This is a genomic window from Solibacillus isronensis (assembly GCF_023715405.1).
GTDB classification, from domain to species: domain Bacteria; phylum Bacillota; class Bacilli; order Bacillales_A; family Planococcaceae; genus Solibacillus; species Solibacillus isronensis_B.
Genome location: NZ_JAMBOC010000001.1, coordinates 1264374 through 1288084, shown reverse-complemented (window position 1 = coordinate 1288084; position 23711 = coordinate 1264374). Strand labels below are relative to the sequence as shown.

Here is a 23711-nt window from a genome sequence, read left to right as displayed (position 1 = left end):
GGAAAGCCTTAATTATTAAGGTTTTTCCAAGCTTTTTGTTTGGGATAACGAAATTCATTCCGAATAAAATTGCTATTATGCAATAAAAAAGTCATGAAATTTAATATATATTTATTGATTTACGATAAATTATGTATTAAGATCAAAAGTGAAAATAAATAAGTGAGGTGCGATTTATGGAAAAGGTAACTACGTTGTTTTTAAAAGTTGCTGTTATTTTTTTAGGAATTCCTGTTTTAGCGCTATGTATGTTTTTAGTACCTGAACTGGCAAATGTAGCAGCAAAAATGCTTCCGGAGTTTGCTTTCGTGAAATATTATGTTTACATCGTTTTCGATGCTTCGGCAATTCCTTTTTTCTTTGCTTTGTATCAGGCATTCCTACTTTTACGCTATATCGACATTAATAAAGCGTTCTCCGATTTAGCTGTGAAACCTTTAAAGAAAATAAAGTTTTGTGCCATAACAATCAGTGTTTTGCATTTATTAGTTTTGCCGCTGTTTTATGTGTTTGCGGAATTGGATGATGCGCCGGGAGTTATTTTTGTCGGATTAATTGTTCCTTTTGCTTCATTGGTAATTGCGGTTTTTGCAGCTGTTCTTCAAAAACTTTTACAAGAAGCAATTAATATTAAATCTGAAAACGATTTAACGGTCTGAGGTGAATAACAATGGCAATTATAATTAATATTGATGTGATGTTGGCAAAAAGGAAAATGAGTGTAACAGAACTATCGGAAAAGGTTGGGATCACGATGGCAAACCTTTCTATATTGAAAAATGGAAAGGCGAAGGCAATTCGGTTAACAACATTAGAAGCCATCTGTAAAGCGCTGGATTGTCAGCCTGGAGATATTTTAGAATACAAAAGTGATGAAGACAGTTAACTATTACAGCGGAAATATTGTATGACAATAATTAGGGGAGGGAAGGCAATGGAGAGTAATAATTTGATTATTAAAAACATTACTAAACCCGATGTACTTGAGAGAATGTATCGAAAAGACCCGAAAGCTTTTACCAAGTCATTCAAACAGGCATGGGAACAAAACTCTGATTCTCCAATTTTGAGTGTTTGGTATGAAAGATTGAATTTCAGCGAAACGGAAAGTACAAAAAAGTCTGCATCATTTCAAAATGGATTTATTTTCATGGGTATATTAGCGATCATGGCAGGGGTAATCACAAGAATTATATTCCATTTTGTTGAACAGGAAGCAATTGCTCCGATTAATCTGGCATTTGGTATTATTCCCTTTATTGCTGCCTACTTTGTTTACAAGCATAAACCTAAAAAAAGTGTCATTTATTCGTTAGTGGCAATGTTTTTAGTTTCAGGAATTTATTTGAATATGCTGCCATTAAATTTCAACGACGATAGCATTATTTTAGCGTATTTACATTTCCCGATTTTCTTATGGGTACTATTAGGGCTTGCATATACAGGAAATGATTATTTAAATAGCAGTACAAGATTAGCTTATATCAAATTTAATTTAGAATATGGTATTCTTTACGTAAGTATGGCTGTTAGCGGGATGGTTCTGGCACTTTTAACAATGCAGTTATTTAGCTTTATCGCCTTGGATATTGGGGATTTCTATTTTAGCAATGTCGTGTTATTTGGTGCAGCGGCACTTGCAGTTGTAGGTGTACACCTCGTTTCAATGAATTTGAAGCTTGCCAAAAATATAACCCCATTTATAGCAAAAATTTTCAGTCCATTAGTATTAATCACTTTGCTTGTATACCTTGTAACGGTCTTATCGGTCGGAAAAAATCCGTTTTTGGACCGCAATTTCCTGATCGCTTTCAACGGCATACTACTTGGCGTACTGGCTGTTACAATATTCTCCATTACCGAGAAAGACTCGGACGATAAAAAGAGCATCTTCGACTATGTCAATTTCGCTTTAATCGTTGTTGCGCTAATTATTGACAGTGTCGCATTATCAGCGATCATGTTCAGACTGACATCCTATGGTATAACACCGAATAGGCTTGCGGTTTTAGGGGTAAATATACTAATCTGTGCAAATCTACTATGGATTATGATTTCCTATATGCGTTATCTGCAAAACAAATCCGGACCTAATGCTATCCAAAATGCCGTTACGAAGTATCTGCCGGTATACGGACTATGGGCAGCTTTAGTTATATTTACATTTCCGGTAATTTTTAATTAGTAATATAGCAATTTCAAGCAAAATATAAACGACCTATGCTTTGTGAGCAAGGTCGTTTTGTTTTTTCTACCTTTACATATATAAGTGGATATCCAATAAAGCGACTAGTCATCATTCTAAATATATCAGCGAATGAATATTTATTAATAATAAATATTAGAAAGAAAGGTGATGGAGATGGAACCAAAAGTATTATCGATGTCCCAACAACTGTTGATAGGGGAAGCGCTTAAATATGCCGCGCATAATGTTCCTGAAAGGGATGCGTTCATTTATGGAGATCGTCGAATAACCTATCGGGAACTTTTGTTGCGTTCGAGGCATTTAGCAGGATGGCTACAAGCGCAAGGGATTGGTGTAAATGACAAAGTAGGGTGTTTGCTGAAAAATGGGCTACCATTTGTCGAGCTATATTTTGGTGTCTCATTAAGTGGTGGCGTTTTTGTCCCGGTCAATTACCGTTTAGTTTCTAAGGAGATTGAATATATTCTTAACCAATCCGATGTAACTATATTATTTATTGAAGAAGAATTCATAGAAAGCATTCGCTCGATTAACTTGCCTCAAGTTAAGCTCATTGTTCCAATTAAATGCGGGGATTCCGAACTTCAAACAAAAATGATTCCATATGAGGCAATATATAGTACTCCTGCTGACTACGAGGAAGTAAATGTCACTGACGAACATGCACATGCAATTATTTATACATCGGGTACAACAGGTAAGCCAAAGGGAGCAGTATTAACCCATAAAAATTATTATATGAATGCGATGAATAAACTCTATCATTCTCCACCTAGAAAGGGAGCAAAGCAACTGATTATTCCTCCTCTTTTTCACGTTGCGGCTCTATCCTCTCTTCTACAAAATTGTCTAATAGAAGGCACAATTATTTTGCATCGTGAGTTCCAGCCGGATGTTGTTCTAAAAACGATTCAGGATGAAAAAGTTGAAACAATGTTTATGGTTCCGGCGATGTGGAATTTTTTGTTCCAAGTGCCAAACTTATTAGAGTATGACTTAAGCTCGATGACAAACTGTGCTTTAGGTGGAGCAATCTGTCCTATTGAAATAAAAAGGAAAATTTTGCAAGTGTTTAAAAATGCAAGTATTTTAGAAGCGTTTGGACAAACAGAAATGAGTCCCTCCACAACTTATTTGACCGGTGAAGACGCACTTAGGAAGACTGAATCTGTTGGAAAACCTTCCATTAACGTAAGAGTAAGAATTGTCGATAATGAAATGAACGATGTGCCTGTTGGAGAAGTGGGAGAAATTGTGTATCAGGGACCCACTACAATGAAGGAGTATTATAAAAATGAAGAGGCAACCGAAGAAGCATTCATAGGGGGCTGGTTTCATAGCGGCGATTTAGTGAGAATGGATGAAGAAGGCTTCATTTATGTGGTAGACCGGAAAAAGGATATGATTATTAGTGGCGGTGAAAACATTTATCCGAAAGAATTGGAGGATGTTTTATATTCTCATCCGGATATTTGGAAGCTGCCGTAGTGGGAATTCCTGATCCTCAATGGGGTGAAGCTGTCAAAGCATTTATTGTCTTAAAGCCTGGTAAACAGATGACTGAGGAACAGGTAATTCGATTTTGTCATAGTAGCATTGCTTCTTATAAAAAACCGCGGGCGATTGAATTTATGGAATCTTTACCTAGAAATGCAACAGGAAAGGTACTTAAAACGGTTTTACGTAAGGGAGCTTATCAATTATAACTACAGAAATGTACAGAATCTAGTTTTAATTTTAAGAATAGTCATATTTTTACAGGAAATAATGAAGGAGGCAGAAGCGGCTTGCTTAACAAAAGGATACAAGTGACAATTGCAGAAAATGGTGTTTGTACCGTTAAATTAAATCGCCCTCATGTGAGAAATGCGCTAGACCTTCCAATGCGGGAAGAATTAAGAGATTTCTTTACGGAAGTTAAAAACAATGATGATGTGAAAGTGATTATTTTAACAGGTGAAGGAAATACGTTTTCTGCGGGCGGGGATTTAAGTGCGTCAAAAGATGTTGATGGGGCAACCGGACGGAAGAGACTGCAATCGGGACACGAGATGATTTCTTCCATTGTAAATCTTGAGAAACCTGTTATCGCTGCTGTAAACGGAGCGGCAGCTGGAGCAGGGGTAAGTCTGGCATTAGCTTGCGATATGATCATTGCAAATCAATCTGCTGTATTCATTCAAAGCTTTTCAAAAGTCGGGTTAATTCCTGATTTAGGTGCCATCTATTTTTTACCTAGACTCATAGGAAGACATCGGGCACTTGAAATGATGTTTTTGGGTGAAAAAGTATCAAGCGAGCAGGCTCTAGAACTTGGGATTGTTAATCGAGTAGTTGAAGACGAGTTGTTGACAAATGAAATTTACAAATTAGCTAAACAGCTTACAGATGGTCCACAGATGGCTCTAGGATTAATGAAGAAATTAGTAAATAGAAGTGTTCTTGATGATCTGTCCCAATCTATGGAGCTAGAAGGATTTGCACAAGCAATGTGTTTTGAGTCGGCCAATTTTAAAGAAGGTGTCGAAGCCTTCTTTGAAAAACGAAAACCTGTTTTTAATAAATCTTAGATTGAAAAAATTGTTTTCATGAACAATGTACCGGGTGCATTACAATCCTAATTTCTCTGCACCAGGTACATGATGAAATAGAACGATTATGGAAGCGCAATCGCAAAAGGTTTAATTAATAATAGAGCTCCCAGCAAAGAATGAGTACGACGAGCAATAGTGCTGACATATATGAACATACATAGCGAATTTTTATACCACCTGCAGGTTTTATTTTTCTCCAGTTTAAAAATAACGTTACTAGACAAATAGCTACGAAGGCGATATATGCGAAATTCACCCAAAAATGAATTTTTAAGGCTGAATAAGAAACATAATTCAAAGTTCTATAGGCTAAAATCATGACATTTATAAAAGGTATAATATTAGTGGAAAGTAAAAGCAATTCCCATTTATCGATAACTGTCCCTCGGATTGCTTTTTTTCGATGGATGATTTTTTTGATGAACAAAATCACTATAACTATGAGCGTATACAAACCACTAAAAGCTGCCGCTATGATACTAAAAATATGAATGATTTTCATACTTTGAGAGACAGGCAAAAAATCACTTGTCGGCATTGAAATCTTTTCCACGTTACCACCATTCAGCGTAACATGAAAATATATACGGTAATCATCTAAAGATCTATAAAGATAAGGCGCGATTTGTTCAATTTCCATCCCAAAAGCATTCACTCTGTTTGTTTCTGTCGCTTCAAAATGACCAATACTAAGGGCACTGTACAGTTTAGTGAAACCTTTATAAGGTTGCCTTGCCATAAAGTAACTTCCATCAAGCTCATGCGTATTTGGCATAGTTTGCTTGCCAACATCAGCAGAATACTCCCCGTACACAAGGGTTGGCAAACCGTAACTCAGTCCTGCTTCACCCGCCTGATTAGTAAAAACAATTACGCCCAAATCTTTATCTTTTGAAAAGGTAAAATTACTCGAAAAACTATCTGTATTTCCCGCATGTTCAAACACTTCAACTGTGTATAGCCCTTTCCAAAAACCATGTGCATTACGTGGTACGCCATCGTCATAAACATCACTTGTCGTCAGCATTTCATCTAATGTACGGTTATCTTGAAACAACGGGCTGTTCTCGCCGTCTGCCGGCATAAGGGCCAACATGAATTTAGCTGCATCCTCGATTGTTCCAATTGCACTTCCGGCGGGATATAAACCGATAAAGATTCGTTCATTTTTAGAAATAGTAAATTCATCTTTGCTGCTCATAATATATCCATAAATGTCATCTCTTTTTACTTTTACATTTTCGTTATCTTCCTGTGTCGGATGAATCGTTGTGTCCTTCATACCTAAAACAGAAAATATATGATCGTTTACATAATCATAAAAAGGCTGTTCTGTAAGCTGTTCCACAATAAAGCCTGCGAGTGCTACACCATAGTTTGAATAGGCAACTACACTTCCTGGTTCGCGCACCTGATAAGGCTCAGTAATTTGAAGCATTTCTTCTAAAGGCTTTATTTCGTTTGCTGACATATAGAATAGATCTGTAAATTTTTCTTCCCAGCCAGCATTATGGTGCATCAGGTTTAACATTGTGATAGGGGTATCATGCCGTATTTTTGTCAAAAATCCTTCCGGTAAATACGCACGAATATCTTCATCTAATTTCAATTTCCCTTGCTCTACAAGCTGCATCACACTGGTCCACACAAGAAGCTTCGTAACGGAACCCCATTCAAAAACAGTATCCGTTGTGACTTTTACCTGATTTTCAACATCAGCAAAGCCATATGCCGTATTCAAGAAAATTTCTCCGTCCTTTATAATCAGTACATTGGCTCCAACTGTAGAAGTCCCGATGTATTTCGAAGCATATTCATTCACACGGTCCTTTAGCTCGGTATAAGCAATCCCTGAAGGTGTAGACATAAGTTCTTTTGCAGAAACAACGGGTACAAAACTTAGCACCAGTACAACTACCGATAAAATTATTTTTCTTATTATTTCTCCCCTCCTCTTATATCAATACATACTAAACAATTGAAATATTACAATTTAAAGAAATTACCTATGTTTTTAAGCGAAGCTATCTCTATACAAATAGTAATTTTTCTAATATTCTTAATACAATATAGATGATGGGGTGAAGTTAGTGAAAACGATAAGAATCAATCAATTTGGTACTTCAGAAAATTTAGTAGTAGAGCAGGCCAAATTGCATACGCCAGCTGAAAATGAAGTACTGATAAACCTTCATGCAGCAGGTGTGAATCCAAGTGATGTTTATACTTCTACAGGTACATATGCGATAAAACCGACTCTTCCGTATACGCCAGGCCTAGACGGTGCTGGGATTGTGGAAGAGATCGGCGAGCACGTGACAAACGTAAAAGTAGGGGACCGAGTATTTATCGCGAGCTTGCCGAATGGTAAGGCGACTGGTACATTAGCACAACAGATTGTTTGTGAAAGCCGCTTTGTTCATCCGATTCCACAGCATATTTCGTTTGAACAGGGAGCAGCATTAGGAGTTCCGGCATTGACTGCATACAGAGCAGTATTTGGAAGAGCAAACGTGCAGTCAGGGCAAACAGTTTTCATTCATGGAGCTAGTGGCGCTGTAGGTTTACAGGCTGTTCAAATCGCAAAAGCTTTAGGTGCAAAAGTGATTGGTACAGCAAGCCGTGATTCCGGGAAACAACTGGTAAAGGAAGCAGGCGCGGATGTCGTGCTTGATCATATTAAAGAAGAAACAATCGAAACTGTACTTGATGCCAATGACGGCAAAGGTCCGGATGTCATTATCGAATTTCTGGCAAACGAAAATCTGCAAACTGATTTGCAGATACTTGCCAAACACGGTGTCATCGTAATTGTCGGGAACCGCGGGGAAATTGAAATTAATCCCCGTCTAGTGATGCAAAAAGAATGTGATATACGTGGGATGGTACTGTTTAATGTATCGGCCGAAGAACACCAGGAACTGATATACGGTGTGTCAAAGCTGCTTGAAACAGAACAGCTAAAACCTGTTGTAGGTTACAGTTATCCATTGGAACAGGCTGGCAAGGCATTTGATGCAGTGATCAATGGGGAGCATAACGGGAAAGTAGTTATAAAAACTCAATAATTCATTTTGGGACTAGTATTTTTACTAGTCCTTTTTATCTGACTATTCTCATAAATAAAATAAATACTTGTGATATTATTTTATTAGTTTGCAACTATTTAACAAATAGTTAACAAAAGTTGTTATGATAGTTGTATAGAAACGAGAGGGATAGGTAGCAAGTAAATGGGATTTAAAGAGGAATTTAGGCGGGAAATGCGCAATGCTCAAAATGATATTGCAAATGAGGTAGAAAAGCAATGGGTCCTGGAGTTTGAAGGTCATCAAATAGAAGTCATGAATGGCATGATGGAAGAAGTGTTAAAGGTAGATGGCCAAATAATTGCACAAAATGTACGGAAATCAATCTGGTCGCATATAATACCATTTTCAACAATGAAAGGAACTTTTCAGTCAAAAAGCGGTAAGACACATAAAGTGGATGTGAAAATAGGCGGCTTTGTTAAATTGAATATAACGGTGAAAGTGGATGGAAAACAGCTGCTCCATGAAGCGATGAAACTGCAATTTTTACCATGGGCAAATAAGGAGTTTATAGTTCCGTTCCTTGAAGAGCAATTCAAGCAAAATCAGCAGCTTATAACAAAAGATTTGCCGGATGACGGGTTTTTATATGATGAGCATCATCCGAAATTAGCGCCAGGTTTTGCAGACCAGCTTCATCAGGAGGCAGTAACACCATTTTATACAAAAAAGCTTATAAAGTTATTTTTGGAACAAGTCATAAATCCGAGTGATCGAACGCGGAAATCAACGTACGAAAAAATTAAAGATGAAAAGGTCATCAGCTATTTCCATGAATTTCTGGAGCTGTTTTCTGAAGCTGATAAAGATGAAGACCGAGTGAAAAACGAGGCGATTTGGCTGCTTGAACATGCAGCACATCGCGAAGTTGTGAAATTCGCGCTTCTCGTGTTAGGAACAGTTAAATGTGAAGAGTATAAGGAACGCTTGAAAGTGATTGCCTTGCATGAAGAATTCACCGGAGTAGCCTTATTTACGTTAACAAACGGCACAACAAACAGTAATGAAACGGTGTGGCATATTGCGCAAAATGTTTCGGACTGGGGTAAACTTGAAGCACTGAATTTCCTGGATGCCTCAAATGAAGAAATCCGACAGTGGATATTGCAAGAAGGACTGAATAATACCGTACCGGGTAATGCGTCAGCATTAATGTGTGCTGAAAAAGGAAAGCTTGATATCGAACTGCACGAGAAAATTATTTCCGGGAAAATATTTGACAGTGCAGGGTCAATAATATTAGCTCTTTTATACGAAGGGGCTTATCAAACGTTGGATGAATATGAGTATTCAGGTCAAGTACTGATGCGCTATACACATCATGCAAAAACACATTGCCTGACATTCAATCAATTTTTTGTTTTGACACAAATTAATGAGTACTTGCAATATGATGAAGAAACATGGGAAGATCGTTTTTCTTCTAACTGGAAACCGCATGAAAAGCGTACAGTAGAAGAAAACATCGAAGAAATTGCCCAAAACCCGTTATGGCTGCAGGAAGCGTTGGAAATACTGCAAAATGACCAAGTGAATGAGGAAAAAGCGTTAGCAGTAGCCAAATTTTATAAAGCAGATATTACGGACATCGTATTCGAAAAATTAAAGAATAATCCGGAAAACGTACAATATTATTATTCATTATTTGCCTCGAAGGATTCGCAAATTATCGAGCAGCTTATAGAAATTACGAATACTTTTGGAAATTTCAATGAACTGACGAACGAACAGAAAGTTGTTGTTTTATCGCTTATTGAAGAATTGGATCAGTATAATGGGGTTGGTATGGATTTCATTGGGCAAGCACTAAAAACTACTGACGACCATTTGCAGTATATGGCGATTCAGACATTGCATTCATTCGAGCGTTCACATTGGCAAGGTACGGAAATCGAACTGCTTGTTGTGCGTTATGCAAAAGAATCAAAAGATCCGGATGTGAAGGAAATCGCAAAGCAACTACTTGCAACAAATGAATAGAAAATGCTGTTTGAAAATTCGAAGTGCTACAACAGGCTTCGAATTTTTTTGCTTTAATAGTGAACTTCAAATGTTTACTGACAAGCACAGAGGGAATATTTTTAATAAGTCGATTTATAAAGGAGTTTGATTATGCTAAATCATACAAAACAATACATCAATGGGGAATGGATTGATTCTACTGGAACAGATACAATTGAAGTAATTAACCCTGCGACAGAGGAAGTGGTTGGTAAGATTAGCAGCGGAACTAAAGAAGATGTGAATCGAGCAGTCAAGGCGGCGAAGGAGGCATTTCCTTCCTTTTCAAAAATGTCAGTGGACGAGCGAATAAAGCTTTTGGAAGCTATTGCTGAAGAATATGAAAATCGTAAAGACGATTTAGTGAAAATAATGACCGCTGAATTAGGTGCGCCTATTACGAAATCGGAGGAAATCCATTATAAGATGGGGCTAACGCACTTTAAAGAAGCGGCAGAACAATTGAAAACATTTAAGTTTACTGAAGAACGAGAGAAGTCATATATTCAAAAAGAACCGATTGGTGTAGCGGGACTTATTACACCATGGAATTTCCCGACAAATCAAATTTCCACGAAGCTTGCCAGTGCATTGGCAGCCGGTTGTACAATGGTAGTAAAACCTGCTTCCCAAACACCATTTGCAGCAGTCATTCTGGCGGAAATTTTGGATAAAGCGGGTGTTCCAAAAGGTGTCTTTAATCTTGTCAACGGTTCGGGTTCAACAGTAGGTGAGGCAATCAGTACTCATCCGGATGTGGACATTGTATCGTTTACCGGTTCAGGTGAAGTTGGCAGCGGATTAATGAAGAATGCTGCAGAAGATATTAAAAACATTTCATTAGAACTTGGCGGCAAATCGCCTTTCGTTATTTTAAAAGATGCGGATGTAAAAGAAGCAGCGAAAACAGCATTAGGTCAAATCGCTATGAATACAGGGCAAGTATGTTCAGCTGCAACACGCATGATTGTACCGGAAGAAATGCATGATGAATTCATAGAAGCAATGAAAGGAATAGTCACGGAATTTCCGGTAGGGGATCCACAGGACGAAAATACATTTATGGGTCCTCAAGTTTCAAAAGACCAATGGGAGACCGTTCAATCCTACATTAAAAAAGGTGAAGAAGAAGGTGCAACCATTGTGATCGGAGGCCCAGGCAGACCAGATGGAATCGATAAAGGATTCTTCTCCAAAATTACGGTATTCACCAATGTGAAAAACGATATGACAATTGCACAGGAGGAAATCTTTGGTCCGGTTATGTCGGTCATCACTTATAAAGATTTAGACGAAGCAATCGATATAGCCAACGATACAATTTATGGACTTGCCGGTTATGTATTCGGAAATGATAAAGAAGAACTGAAGAAAGTCGCTTTATCTATCCGAGCAGGACAAATCCGTATTAACAATAGTGAAACGGATCGTTCGGCACCATTTGGCGGCTTTAAACACTCTGGTATTGGCCGCGAATGGGGCGATTATGGGATCGAGGAATTTCTTGAGCCAAAAGCGATTATGGGAATGCCACTTTAATTGGAAAGCTGTCCAAGTATTAGGAACTTGGACAGCTTTTTTATGTATTGGTGGAGCGGCCCTTGGATTTTATTAGAACAATTGGGAAGTATATTAGAAGAAGTGCGCTGGTTATTTGAAGATCTGAGTGGGATTTTAGAAAAGTAGACCCTCATATTAGAAGAAACATGAAATATATTAGAACTTCAAGAATTTATTAGAACAAATGAAAATATATTAGCAGATTTCCGGATTTATTAGAAAATCGGGACCCGACCCATTCGCCATATCGCAAAATATTATAAGTTATCCACAAGTAAGTGACCATTTTTAGAATTATTGCGCGGGAAATTTTTGAATTATCAGATATTAGATGAAAGGTTATTCGTATTTTGCAGTTCTGCCTCTCTTCTATATAAAAGGCATCGAGATTATATTTCTCGATGCCTTAGCTAATTATAATACTATTCTTTTGCAGCTAAATCTTCAATGGAATCAATATCCATATATGCCGGGACAACAAAACCAAGCCGTGCACCTTTTAAGTTTTCCCCTAAATCAATAAAGTCATCTTTGTGCTTTTCATAAAAGGACTCATGTGTAATCGGCAGCCAAGGGGCTAATGAAATATCACCATTTCCTGTTGAAATAGCCTGGAACATAATCGCCGGGTCAACAGGAGTGATTTCGGCTTCAAAACCATGCTGTTCCAAAATGGCTTCAATGACATGTGATGAAGCATCCTCTGTGTCCCAAGGAGTAGAAATAATACTAATTTTTTCTCCGTTACCTTTTTCAACTCCAGAAGTCCATTCTGCGATCGTTTCCGAATTTTCCTCAACCCATTTGTTCGCAGCATCTTTAAAATCCGAATTTTGGGCATCTGTCATGACCGTTTCCATATCTTCGGGCTCCCAATAAAAGCGGTCCACTATTGTGTAGGCATTCGGTAAATCTTCTTTAAAACCTTTACGAACAATTGTATTAATATTTTCGATTTCACCTAATGATTTTTTAGGATCCTCTAAATATTTCAAATCATATTTTGCAAACATCCAGTGAGGGTTCCAGCCTGTAATAATAATTGGTTCTTCATTTTTAAAAGCCTTATCTAATTCACCTAACATACCGGCTGTTGAACTTTCTGTAAGGTTCCAGTTATTTAGATTTTCATAATCTTGTAAAGCATTGTTTGCCAATTCCATTGTGCCGCTTCCCGGTTCAATGCCATTGATCGTGTAATTTAATTTTTCTTCAATTGTAGCACTGCTTTCCTCCTGGCTATTACAACCAACTAAAAGTAGGCCCGTTACTGCTACTGAAAATAATCCCATTTTTTTAAAATGCATAGTACTCTCCTTTTATCTCTTTTATAAAGAGACAACTTATAAAATTTTTAAAGTTGTTACTTATTTTATAAATTATTAACTAAATCTTTATTTTTGTCAATTCAACATTTACTTAAAAAGGTATTTGCATAAAAAGAATTTACACTATATTTCAAAATAGGTGTTTTTTATTCTTTTGGGAATAATTTGAAATAAGACTCTTAATAACTGCTATTGTTTTCGAAAAGAGGTAAAAGGGAGGAATTAATTTTTTATGTTATTGATAAAACGATTAGACATTTGGCTGATCGGCATTGGAGATTTATAATATTAAGTTAAAATATTACATATTATGAAACTTATTGTAGTTGTAATTCGTAATATGTAAGTGTAAACAGTTGTTTTACGAAAAAGAGATAGGGGGATGAAGAGTGGTAACTTTAAAAAAGGCGGGTGCCATGTTAACTGCAACAGCGCTGTCTGTTGGGTTATTAGCACCAATTGCTAGTGCTTCAACAATTGGAAATGAACGGATGGAGACATTGCCGATTCAAGTTGCACAAACGAATACAACGGTAACAAAAGATGATTTAATGAAGCGTTTCCGAGCATTATTTCCAAATGAGTTCTTACATGTATCTGAAAAAGATTTTCGTACAGGTACAGGATATTCACATCCTACAGACTCTACGGTGCGTTATGAACTTTATTTCTCAAAGAATATTGATGACCAATATGAACATGGAAGCTTTGTTTTTGCGGGAGATACGTTGGAGTTAGAACAATTCTACTATCAACCAGTAAACACAAAGGATGTATTGTTCCCGGCAAAATATTCAAAAGAAGAAGCGCAAAAATCTGCGGATAAATTTATGGAAAAGTTCAATAAAGGCGAGGGGTATGAGCTTGTGCCAAACGCACACGATTATTACTCGCCATCTATTTTAACGCGGCCTGTTGAATACTCATTTATTTATGAGAAGAAAAATTCAGGGATTCCAATTTCAGATCAAACTATTAATATTCGTGTGTTAGGGGATGGCACAGTATCATCATTTTATAGAACAACCTCTCCAAAAAATAATTTCACGTATGATGATCCGTCCAAAAAACAAGATGAATCTTCCATTGCTAACCGCGTGCAGGATGCTTTAAAAGCACAATTGTCCTATACAATTATACCGGATTATTCAACAGGGGATCACAAGGTTAAGCTTGTTTATGAACCAAATAGCCAGATTATTTCAGGTATCCATGCACAAACAGGGGATTGGTTAACTTTGGACGGACTCTCTTCAACATTATCCGCTAAATCAATTACACCGATTGTTTCTGCACCATTAGCGGCAAAACAGCCAAACATGACAGCTGATCAGGCGCGAGCATTGGCTGAGAAATTGCTTGCAACAGATATAAAAGGTGTTCAACTGGAGATTGGAGCGGTTGAAGAAACGACATCGGAGACTGGTAAAGAAGTCTTCAACATTCAATATATGTATAACTATCGTAATGGTGGAACAGGAACTGTGCTAACAATTGATAAAGCAACAGGGGAATTCATTCATTACAGTGATATTAAAAGTCATCTTGAAGAAGATAATAATGACGCCGAGGCAGAAGTGAAATTAACACAGAAACAGGCATTGGATAAAGCGATCGCTCTTGTAAAAGAATGGATACCATCATCTGCTCATAAGTATGCATTGCCAGTTAATGAAGGCTACCACGAAACTTACAATAATAGTTATAACTTTACGTTCCCACGCATCGTGAACGGCTTATCAGTAGTGGGAGACAACATTTCAGTAGGTGTCGATGCTAAAACTGGTGCTTTATTGAGCTTGTATATGAGCGATTATGGTGATTTGGAGTGGCCAGCAGCAACTGATCTTTTATCTGAACAGGAAGCAACAAAAATGTTGAAAGATGAGTTGAAACTGAAGCTGCAATATGTGAATCATCCAAAGGTCGGGAATGAGCAGCATTACAGTTTAGCATACCAACCAGTCTTCAAAGAAGGGGCTTCCGCGGGCATTGATGCCAAAACAGGTGAATGGTTAGATTCTTATGGAATGGCCAATTCGGACAAGCCGAAAATCGAGCATCCAAAAGCTGCTGAAGAATTAAATTATTTAATTCATGCGGGTATTTTAGAAGTGAATGAAAAGTTTAACCCAGATGCCCCTATTACTAAAGAGGAAGCATTAAAAGTATTACTTAAATCGGTAACATACATGTATTATAGCTCTAGTTACAATGAGTTTGAAACGGCGGCCGAATCATTTACTGATATAACGCCAGACGATGCCTCATATGCATTTGTCACACGTGCATTACAAATGGGAATGCTTGATGCATCTACTAAAACATTTAATCCGAAGACAGCTCTTACAAATCAGGAACTGGCAAAATGGGTAATTGGTACATTAAAACTAAATAAACCTGCACAACTGAGTGATATATATGAATTGAAATACAGTGATGCCGCACTTGTGGATAAGGAATTACGTGGTCACGTGGCATTAGCATATGCAATGGGATTACTTGAAGCTGAAAATAATCAGCTGAAGCCAACTAGTGAAGTTACGTATGCACAATTAGCTCAAGTAACAATTCGTTTAGCTCATAAAATGAACGAATATCAGATTAATAATTATTAATAGCAGGTTTGTTTTTAACACATTGATTTAATGAAATATCCCTTGCCATTTAAACGGCAAGGGTTTTCATATTTAAATATTTAGTTGCACGATTCATCCGTTGTGAAAACCGGATGACTAATACATAAAAGCATTTATACAAATGAAGAAGTCAAATATAACTAGGTGACATTAAGGGATCTTATATTGAAAATAGAAAATCAGATTGTCCACCGAATTATGCAATTTGCTTAAAAAAGGGGTAGTAATATGTTTCCAAAATTAGAAACCGAACGACTCGTTTTAAGAGAAATTCTACCTGCCGATGTAGAAGCGATCTATTCAATTTTTTCAAGCGATGAGGTAACAAAATACTATGGATTGGACACATTTAAAACAATGGAACAGGCAGAAATGTTAATACAGGCATTTACTAGTAATTTTCAATCTGAAAAAGGAATACGCTGGGGAATTGAGAGGAAGGGCGTTCAGGGGTTAATCGGTACAATTGGCTTTAACTCATGGTCAAAAGCACATCGACGTGCAGAAGTTGGATATGAAATTCATCCAGAATTTTGGCGTAATGGCTATGCATCAGAAGCAGTAGCTAAAATCGTTGAACATGGATTTCAAGAGATGGAGTTAACAAGAATCGGTGCCATCGTTTTTGTTGAAAATGATGGTTCCAGTCAATTATTGATGAAACAGGGATTTGAAAAGGAAGGCATTTTAAGAGAGTATATGTACCAAAATAACGAGGCTTTCGATGTAATTATGTTAGCAAAGTTTAATCGGCAAAATGGAGGAGATGAATAATGGATATTAATCGAAATGAAATTTACTTTAGAAAGTTGAAATTAGAAGACTTCAATGCTGTAGTTGATTGGAGTAGGGATGAGCATTTTTGTGAAGCAAATGGATGGCAGAAAAATAGAGATCATATGGAATTATTTAAATGGTGGGAACGTTGTGTAGCCAACCAAGAAAAAGATATGATCCGTTTGGGAATTGAATATAAAAATAGACTTATCGGTTATGCTGATTTAGCCGAAATTAAAAATAATAGTGCTGAAATTGGTATTGCTATAGGAGACAGTACTCTTTGGAATGTTGGTATTGGGACACAAATGGTAAAAAAATTAATGGATTATGCGAATGAACAATTCGGAATTACCACATTTTACGGAGAGACACACGAAACAAATCATCGCTCCAGAAAAATGATGAAGAAGATCGGATTCACTGAAGAGAGCCGTGAAGGAACTGAATTATACATAGGTAAAGAAGTTAAATTAGTACAATATAAGTTGTTTTTGAAAGATAGATAAGTTTTTTTTCATAAAATGATTTCATGTACCGGAACAATAGCTATTTGAAAGCACCATAATACATAAGAACGAAAAAAAAGGTGGTACGAATCAAAATGCATTCGTACCACTTTTTCTGTAATATCTATTTATTGTTTTCCTTCTTATTCGCTTTTGATCCCCAATATGTAGCAAGAATCGGTCCCGAAATATTGTGCCAGAAACTGAAGATAGCACTCGGAACGGCTGATACTGGGTCGAAGTGGGCCATCGCTAATTGCGCTCCTAAACCTGAATTCTGCATCCCAACTTCGATCGATACTGCTTTTTGATCATCGTATTTCAGTTTAAATAGTTTTGCTACTAAAAATCCTAGTAAGTAACCTAAACCATTATGTAAAATAACAATGGCAAAAATGATTAATCCTGTTTCTAAAATTTTATCGCGGCTTCCGCTTACTACAGCAGCAACGATCATCACGATTGCCACAACTGATACTGTAGGAAGAATATCAACACTTTTTTCTACAAGTGGTCTAAATAAGAACTGTGCAAGAATCCCTAAAATAATCGGAATTAACACAACTTTAATTACTGACATAAACATGGCCATAAATGAAACTGGTAACCATTCACTTGCTAATAAGTAGATTAGAGCAGGTGTTACAAAAGGTGCTAATAATGTTGTGAATGAGGTAATCGTAACAGATAATGCCGTATTTCCTTTTGCGAGGAATGTCATAACGTTTGATGACGTACCCCCTGGACAACAACCTACTAATATAACCCCAACTGCAATTTCAGGTGGCAAATTGAAAACTTTGGCTAACGCAAATGCAAGTAACGGCATAATGACAAACTGGGAAACGATCCCGATAATAACACCTTTCGGATGTTGAAGAATTAATTTAAAATCATCTAATTTTAATGTCATCCCCATACCAAACATGACAATTCCTAATAATATGGTGATGTAACTGCCAATCCATGTGAAATATTCAGGTATCCAAATCGCTAAACCAGCTGCAGCGAGTACCCAAATCGCAAATGTATTTCCTGCAAACTTACCTATCTTCTGTAAAACTCCCATGATGATGTAACCTCAGCTTTCTATTGAATTCATGTTATTGTAATTTATTAAATTTCTAATTGCAATAATTTTCAGAATTTTAAGCAATTTCTTTATTATTCTAGTTAATAGAGTCGAAAAGTTATGGGGAAATGGGGAAAAGTAAATTTCATAAAAAAATGGGTGTGCAGCAAAAAACTGCACAACCCATTAACTAACACTTTATCTATTCTTTAATTTTGCTACTTCCTCACGTACAATTGGTGCAACTTTCGTACCTAACAGTTCGATGGCATGCAGCACTTGGTCGTGCGGCATAGAACCGACCGGCACATGTAGGAAAAATCTTGAAATGCCGACATGTTCGTAAAGATAAATGATTTTCTTAGCAACCGTGTCAACATCGCCTACATAAAGAGCGCCTTCCAAGCTTCGGGCCTCATCAAATGCTTCGCGTGTGTACGGAGCCCATCCACGTTCACGGCCAAGTTTTGTCATTGCCGCTGCTGTTGAAGGGAAAAATTGTTCTGCTGCAAGTTCTGTCGTATCCGCAATAAAACCATGTGAATGGGAAGCGACACGCAGCTTCGAAATATCATGGCCTGCTTTTTTCGCTACATCATAATACAGTTGAACGATGCGTGCGAAATACAGTGGACTTCCTCCGATAATGGCCAATGTTAACGGCAAGCCCAATGTGGCAGCACGGATGGCAGATTGTGGTGTACCGCCGCTCGCCACCCAAATCGGTAATTTTTCCTGCACAGGGCGCGGGTAGATGCCGCTTCCTGGAATAGATGGACGGAAATGGCCAGTTGATGACACAATCTCATTTTCCTGAAGATTTAATAATAGATCGAGTTTTTCTTCAAAAAGCGCATCATAATCATTCAAGTTATTGCCGAACAGCGGGAAGGACTCAATGAATGAACCGCGTCCAGCCATAATTTCGGCGCGGCCGTTCGATAGTCCGTCAAGTGTTGCGAATTGCTGGAAGACACGTACAGGATCGTCAGATGAGAGTACCGTTACAGCGCTCGTCAATCGAATTTGTTTTGTTTGCATAGCAGCTGCCGCGAGTACGACAGAAGGAACTGATGCTGCATAATCTTCGCGGTGATGTTCTCCGACACCATACACATCCAGTCCTACCGAATCCGCCAGCTTAATTTCTTCGACGATTTGTCGCAGTCGCTCGGCATGACTTACTGTTTCACCTGTTAACGCATCCGGTGTAGTTTCTGCAAAAGTTGAAATACCTATTTCCATGTGATGACCTCCAAATAATTAATGGCTCGTTTCCTTTTCTTACTATCATTACCATAAGGATTATTTTAGTGCACATCGGTTGGAAATGAAAGAATTGTATCTTTCGTAAAAAGCTTGTGAAATCATACTTCAATTAATGCGGTATCTTTTATCTCTATAATTCTTGTAGCCACTTGCTTCACAAAATAGTCATCATGGGAGACAAAAAGAATAGTGCCGTCATAGCCTCGGATAAAGTTTGCCAATGCCTCTTTTGTAGCTATATCAAGGAAGTTGGTCGGCTCATCAAGCAGGAGAATATTATATTGACCTAAAAACAGCTGACTTAAAAGCAATCGAATCCGTTCACCGCCGCTTAAAACAGTGATCCGCTTTTGTAAATCATTCTGTTCAAACTGCATTTGATGCAAAATAGTGCGAATAAACGCATCGCTGTATTCGCTTCGTGTTTTTATAAAACCCCAAACGGTCTCATGCGGTAAGTTTTGATAAGCAAGCTGTGAAAAGTGACCGATTTTTACTTTCGGTGAAAGATCTATATTTGGATGCTTTCCGACAATCGCCTGAAGCAATGTTGATTTTCCGCTGCCGTTCGGACCTGTTATAGCTATTTTTTCCTGTAGCCGAATTTGAAGCTGGCATTGATTTAAAAGGATCTTCTTTCCGATTGCTAAAGTAAGATCTTGCATCATAATCGGCACTTTATTATGAAGTTCCAGTGCTTTCGATTGTTTGAAGTGAAGTGGCAAGTTTTCTTTTACTTTTTCGACAACAGAAAGCTGTTCAATCCGTTTTTCCATTGCTTTAGCCGAGCGGTAAACCGATTTTTGACTCGTTCCTTTAGATTTTGTTTCAAACATACGATTCGCTTTGGCCTTCGTTTCTTTTTTCGACATCTTCTTAGCCTCGGTAATTTTTTCGGCTTTTTTCATTTTTTCAGCAACAGCCTTCTCCAGATGTGCCTTTTCGCGAACATATTTTTCATGGGCAGCAGCTTGCTCCTGTTTTTCCCGTTCTTTTTGCGCTGCATAATCGGAATAATTCCCGCTATAGACCGTAACATGCCCATCATTGACTTCCCAGATTGACGTAACGACGCTATCCAACAAGTTTCGATCATGACTAACTATGACGACTGCTCCGTAATAATAGCGGAGTTGCTCCTGCAAAAATCGTATGCCGTCCTGATCTAAGTGCGTTGTCGGTTCATCGAAAAGCATTGCCTCGTAGTAATGGCTGAATGCCTGTGTTAACTTCAACCTCGTTTGTTCACCACCGCTATGAGGATCGACAGCCTTCAATTTATGGGCTAGCGCAATATCAATATTGTCCTGTGTAACGGCAGGGGATGTTTGTTCAAAATAGTAATAATCAACATGTGCGTTTACATTCCCTTGTTGTGGAATGAGCTGACCGGTTAATAATTTTAATAAAGTACTTTTACCGGCACCATTTTTACCGACAATCCCAATGCGGTCAAATTGATAAATGGCCAGCTGCGGGATTGTAAGGACATCCTTATCTAAAAATTGTACATGTATATTTTTCAGTTCAAAGCTTAAGTTTTCCATTATTGCTACCTCCGAAATATAAAATTTCGTACCGATAGCTTATCGATACGAGCGGTTTGTGTTATTCGCCCGTATTAAAAGAATAGAAGCATCTGCATTGTTTTAGCCCTCCATTTTATACGTGAGTCTAAAATGCAATAAAAAAGCAGACATATGTATGCCTGCGCCGAAAAAATAAAGAAGTCTCCCGTTTAAAGAGGAATCTCTATGGTTTCATCGTTAACAAGCATGACAAAAAAGCCCATCGAATGGGTTTGCTTTTTTATTGCCAGCTTAGCGTAAACGAAGTAAAAACATAGAAAAATCCCTCCTTCTCATAAATTAATGCCATCATAATAGATTTCCGGAAATAAATCAATAATGGAATTTACTAGGTAAATTTTAAAAGTGATTGAAGATTAATAAATATTCAAATATAATTATATTTATAAAACGGACGTAAGAAGGAATTTTTCTTGGAAGACGTGGTCGAATGAGTTTATATTTTGCGTATGTCATGATTGGCCTTGCCATTGCAATGCCCGTTGGAGCCATTACAGTCGAAATGACGAAACAGGGTTTGAAAAATGGGTTTATGCACGGTTGGGCAGTAGGGCTTGGCGGAATGACAATTGATCTAGCTTTAATCATTGCCTTGTATTTGGGGGTGGCTAAATTTTTGTCGCTGGCTTATATTCAGCTACCGCTTTGGTTAATAGGAGCCGCCTTTTTATTTATTTTGGCTTTCGATTCAATTAAAAATGCTGATAAAGATATTGCGTTAGCTGGTGAGAAAGCGAATAAATCCTTTCTGTCAACATACCGCAATGGTTTATTAGTTGCTGTTTCACCAGGTAATCTCGTTTTCTGGATTTCTGTTTTTGGAGCAGTTTTGGCCGACTCTTATGCAGGAAAAGGGGCCAATCAATTTTTGATTGTTGCACTAGGCATTTTATCGGGTATTTTACTGCATGATATTGGTCTTTTAACAATTGTTTCACTTACAAGGAAAGTCATGAACCGAGCGATGATTAAATGGACTTCCATTATTGCAGGCTTATTATTATTCGGGTTTGGCTGTTACTTTATATATGAATTTATTCATGATTTAAAAGCATTAATTTAACTATTAGAACGGGTGATTCCAGAGTACATATGGTTTTGCCTGTTTGTTTTTATATTTGCATGTATTAGGAAGAGGCCATGCTCAAAATGCTCTGACATATCGCTTTTTGCATAGACATACACTGCTATAAAATTAAAAGTTTTGCGGTAGAGGCAACATTTGTGAAGAGAGGACGTTCTATTCTAAAGAAGAACATACATAATAATGGCATGTTTTCACAAATTCTATTGTGAATCAGTCAAAGTTTTTGTATGCTAAGTGAATGTAGAAGTGGACTTTGGAGTTAATATCGGTTTTTTCGATTTTAACTTTGGATATTGCAAATGATTGGAGTTGTTTTTGTTGTTAGATACAATCATTCTATCAATGATTGAGTTTTTTAAAGGGTTTGGCTATTTTGGTGTACTGTTGGCACTTTGCTTTGAGTTTATCCCAGCAGAAGTTATATTACCGATGGCCGGATTTTGGATTGCTCAAGGGGAGTATAAATATTGGTTAATGGTGCTTGCCGGAACGGTAGGCGGAACAATTGGACCGTTGACATTATATGCGGTAGGGCGTTATGGTGGTCGCCCAATCGTCCTGAAATACGGGAAGTTCTTCTTGATTAATGAAAAGCAAGTGAATGCATCGGACAAGTTTTTCGCAAAATATGGTGCGGGTGTCGCATTTTTCGGCCGCTTTATGCCGATTGTTCGTACCGCAATTTCGGTTCCGTGCGGGATGACGAAAATGAATGTATGGAAGTTTACGATCTATACATTTTTAGCGATGTTCCCAATTACCGCGCTTTATGTTTATTTAGGCATTAAGCTAGGGGAAAACTGGGAGCAGGCAGGAGAACTGTTTAAACAGTACTTGCAGCCGTTTGTCATCATCATCATTATTTTGGCAGTAATTTATGCGATTTATAAATATCGCGTAAAGTTATTAGAGCGTAAAATGAACTTACCTAATAAAAAATAAATTCAAAGGGCAGCCGTGTTTAACAGGTTGCCCTTTTTAATTTGCTCTATATTATTTAACGATTAAATTACTTTTAATTTCCTTCTCCAACATTTTCACTAGTTCTGCTTGTTCTAAATGTTGAAGTAGCGTTAAACCCTTTTCAATAAAACCTTCATCTGCTCCGTTTAAATTATTTAGGCAAACGCCTTTTCTCACGTAACAGATCGACAGGTTAATAAAAAGCTGCTCCGATTTACACTTACTGCTTGCATCATTCAATAGATGTAGTGCGGTTTCAAAGTCTTTTCCTTTAATATTAATAAGCGACAAATTGATCAGAAAGTTTATTTTTAACTTATTAATATTTTGAAATCCGTTGTACTTATCGATATGGCGAAATGCAAATTCTTTTATTTCGGTTGCAGTAGAAATCGGAAAAACAAATAAAATGGCATTCAGCAAATAAATATCAGGTAAGTACAGTGTATTTCGTTGTGAGAGATCGTTCCATATAGGAGATATTGTTTCAGAAGCCAGTACAAAATCACTGGATCTTGCCAAAACGAGCATGCCTTCCATTACAGTTTGAATATTCATGATTAAATTGTCATTCGGATTTTGCTGTAAATAAGCTGCGCATTCTTTAATCATTAGGAGCAGGGCATTTTCGGAATTATATGTTTGATTGTAAAACTTCTTCATAATCCTTTGACGGTCATGCATTTCATAATTGTTGCTTATGTATTCAAACTCTTCATAGGACATTTCAAGACGCCCCAAAAATTCCTTCAATATCGAAAACTTAATTTCTCTGTTTTCTCCTTTTTCAAACTTTGAGTAGTTGCCCTGTGAGCATATTTTTTCGCTGACATACTGTTGTGAATACCCTTTACCAACCCTGATTTCTTTTATAACATGCCCGTAATTATTCATTTCATCACCTAAATTATTCTTTTAGGCATATTATACACTTTTTGTCGGAAAGTTTGTAAAATTAATACAAAGGAGGGGGCGAAATGGTAGATTTGTTAATCACAACTTTAGAACTGTGGATTATTGGA

The 23711-nt window shown here is 37.4% G+C and carries 20 protein-coding genes; 14 read left to right on the top strand and 6 right to left on the bottom strand.

The features are described from left to right. The first annotated feature begins 176 nt into the window (after window positions 1–176). The 6 genes from M3166_RS06610 (at window position 177) to M3166_RS06585 (ending at window position 4779) form a co-directional block, all read left to right on the top strand. Window positions 177–659 carry a DUF2975 domain-containing protein gene (locus M3166_RS06610; RefSeq protein ID WP_251688511.1) on the top strand — a complete coding sequence of 161 codons (483 nt, stop codon included), beginning with the start codon at window positions 177–179 and terminating at the stop codon, window positions 657–659. Window positions 660–670: 11 nt separating this feature from the next. After that, window positions 671–886, top strand: coding sequence for a helix-turn-helix domain-containing protein (locus M3166_RS06605; protein ID WP_251688508.1), 216 nt, complete (start codon window positions 671–673; stop codon window positions 884–886). Between the two features lie 48 nt (window positions 887–934). Next, entirely contained in the window at window positions 935–2185 is a 1251-nt protein-coding gene (locus tag M3166_RS06600; protein ID WP_251688506.1) for a DUF4153 domain-containing protein, read from the top strand. Window positions 2186–2362: 177 nt separating this feature from the next. After that, complete coding sequence (locus M3166_RS06595) at window positions 2363–3697, top strand: class I adenylate-forming enzyme family protein (protein ID WP_251688503.1); 1335 nt, start codon at window positions 2363–2365, stop codon at window positions 3695–3697. Further along, window positions 3697–3915, top strand: a complete 219-nt coding sequence (locus M3166_RS06590) for an AMP-binding enzyme (protein WP_251688501.1) — start codon at window positions 3697–3699, stop codon at window positions 3913–3915. The genes M3166_RS06595 and M3166_RS06590 overlap by 1 nt, the downstream gene beginning before the upstream one ends. An 81-nt stretch (window positions 3916–3996) precedes the next feature. Further along, window positions 3997–4779 carry an enoyl-CoA hydratase/isomerase family protein gene (locus M3166_RS06585; RefSeq protein ID WP_251688498.1) on the top strand — a complete coding sequence of 261 codons (783 nt, stop codon included), beginning with the start codon at window positions 3997–3999 and terminating at the stop codon, window positions 4777–4779. A gap of 115 nt (window positions 4780–4894) precedes the next feature. Here the strand turns inward: M3166_RS06585 and M3166_RS06580 are convergent, their stop codons facing one another. Further along, window positions 4895–6709 (bottom strand): serine hydrolase domain-containing protein, encoded by a 1815-nt coding sequence (locus M3166_RS06580; protein ID WP_251688496.1) that lies wholly within the window; start codon window positions 6707–6709, stop codon window positions 4895–4897. 184 nt (window positions 6710–6893) lie between these two features. Here M3166_RS06580 and M3166_RS06575 point away from each other — a divergent pair, with 184 nt between their 5' ends. The 3 genes from M3166_RS06575 (at window position 6894) to M3166_RS06565 (ending at window position 11435) form a co-directional block, all read left to right on the top strand. Next, window positions 6894–7871 (top strand): NADPH:quinone reductase, encoded by a 978-nt coding sequence (locus M3166_RS06575; protein ID WP_251688493.1) that lies wholly within the window; start codon window positions 6894–6896, stop codon window positions 7869–7871. Between the two features lie 165 nt (window positions 7872–8036). Continuing rightward, window positions 8037–9875, top strand: coding sequence for a hypothetical protein (locus M3166_RS06570; protein ID WP_251688491.1), 1839 nt, complete (start codon window positions 8037–8039; stop codon window positions 9873–9875). Window positions 9876–10007: 132 nt separating this feature from the next. Beyond that, complete coding sequence (locus tag M3166_RS06565) at window positions 10008–11435, top strand: aldehyde dehydrogenase family protein (RefSeq protein WP_251688489.1); 1428 nt, start codon at window positions 10008–10010, stop codon at window positions 11433–11435. 443 nt (window positions 11436–11878) lie between these two features. Here M3166_RS06565 and M3166_RS06560 read toward each other — a convergent pair whose 3' ends face one another. Further along, a complete protein-coding gene (locus tag M3166_RS06560) occupies window positions 11879–12763 on the bottom strand; it encodes a glycine betaine ABC transporter substrate-binding protein (RefSeq protein WP_251688487.1) in 885 nt (294 codons plus the stop codon). 410 nt (window positions 12764–13173) lie between these two features. On the opposite strand from M3166_RS06560, the gene M3166_RS06555 reads away from it, so the two are divergent. The 3 genes from M3166_RS06555 to M3166_RS06545 all read left to right on the top strand — a co-directional run bounded on the left by M3166_RS06555 (window position 13174) and on the right by M3166_RS06545 (window position 16709). Further along, window positions 13174–15402: an S-layer homology domain-containing protein gene (locus M3166_RS06555; protein WP_251688484.1), complete on the top strand. Its 2229-nt coding sequence runs from the start codon at window positions 13174–13176 to the stop codon at window positions 15400–15402. A 249-nt stretch (window positions 15403–15651) separates the two neighbouring features. After that, complete coding sequence (locus tag M3166_RS06550; RefSeq protein ID WP_251688481.1) at window positions 15652–16197, top strand: GNAT family N-acetyltransferase; 546 nt, start codon at window positions 15652–15654, stop codon at window positions 16195–16197. Next, window positions 16197–16709, top strand: a complete 513-nt coding sequence (locus M3166_RS06545) for a GNAT family N-acetyltransferase (RefSeq protein WP_251688479.1) — start codon at window positions 16197–16199, stop codon at window positions 16707–16709. The genes M3166_RS06550 and M3166_RS06545 overlap by 1 nt, the downstream gene beginning before the upstream one ends. Before the next feature lie 124 nt (window positions 16710–16833). Here the strand turns inward: M3166_RS06545 and M3166_RS06540 are convergent, their stop codons facing one another. The 3 genes from M3166_RS06540 to abc-f form a co-directional block, all read right to left on the bottom strand. After that, on the bottom strand, window positions 16834–17778 hold the full coding sequence (locus tag M3166_RS06540) for a bile acid:sodium symporter family protein (protein ID WP_251688476.1): 945 nt from the start codon (window positions 17776–17778) through the stop codon (window positions 16834–16836). A gap of 201 nt (window positions 17779–17979) precedes the next feature. Beyond that, the gene (locus tag M3166_RS06535) at window positions 17980–19026 is read right to left on the bottom strand and encodes an LLM class flavin-dependent oxidoreductase (RefSeq protein WP_251688474.1); all 1047 of its coding nucleotides are present in this window, start codon (window positions 19024–19026) and stop codon (window positions 17980–17982) included. A gap of 122 nt (window positions 19027–19148) precedes the next feature. Beyond that, the gene (gene abc-f, locus M3166_RS06530) at window positions 19149–20597 is read right to left on the bottom strand and encodes a ribosomal protection-like ABC-F family protein (RefSeq protein ID WP_251688472.1); all 1449 of its coding nucleotides are present in this window, start codon (window positions 20595–20597) and stop codon (window positions 19149–19151) included. 472 nt (window positions 20598–21069) lie between these two features. Here abc-f and M3166_RS06525 point away from each other — a divergent pair, with 472 nt between their 5' ends. Together M3166_RS06525 and M3166_RS06520 are read left to right on the top strand one after the other, a co-directional pair. Continuing rightward, on the top strand, window positions 21070–21702 hold the full coding sequence (locus tag M3166_RS06525) for a LysE family transporter (protein WP_251688469.1): 633 nt from the start codon (window positions 21070–21072) through the stop codon (window positions 21700–21702). Window positions 21703–22068: 366 nt separating this feature from the next. Beyond that, the gene (locus M3166_RS06520) at window positions 22069–22668 is read left to right on the top strand and encodes a DedA family protein (protein ID WP_251690025.1); all 600 of its coding nucleotides are present in this window, start codon (window positions 22069–22071) and stop codon (window positions 22666–22668) included. A gap of 51 nt (window positions 22669–22719) precedes the next feature. Here M3166_RS06520 and M3166_RS06515 read toward each other — a convergent pair whose 3' ends face one another. Beyond that, the gene (locus M3166_RS06515) at window positions 22720–23583 is read right to left on the bottom strand and encodes a helix-turn-helix domain-containing protein (RefSeq protein WP_251688467.1); all 864 of its coding nucleotides are present in this window, start codon (window positions 23581–23583) and stop codon (window positions 22720–22722) included. Between the last annotated feature and the right edge of the window lie 128 nt (window positions 23584–23711).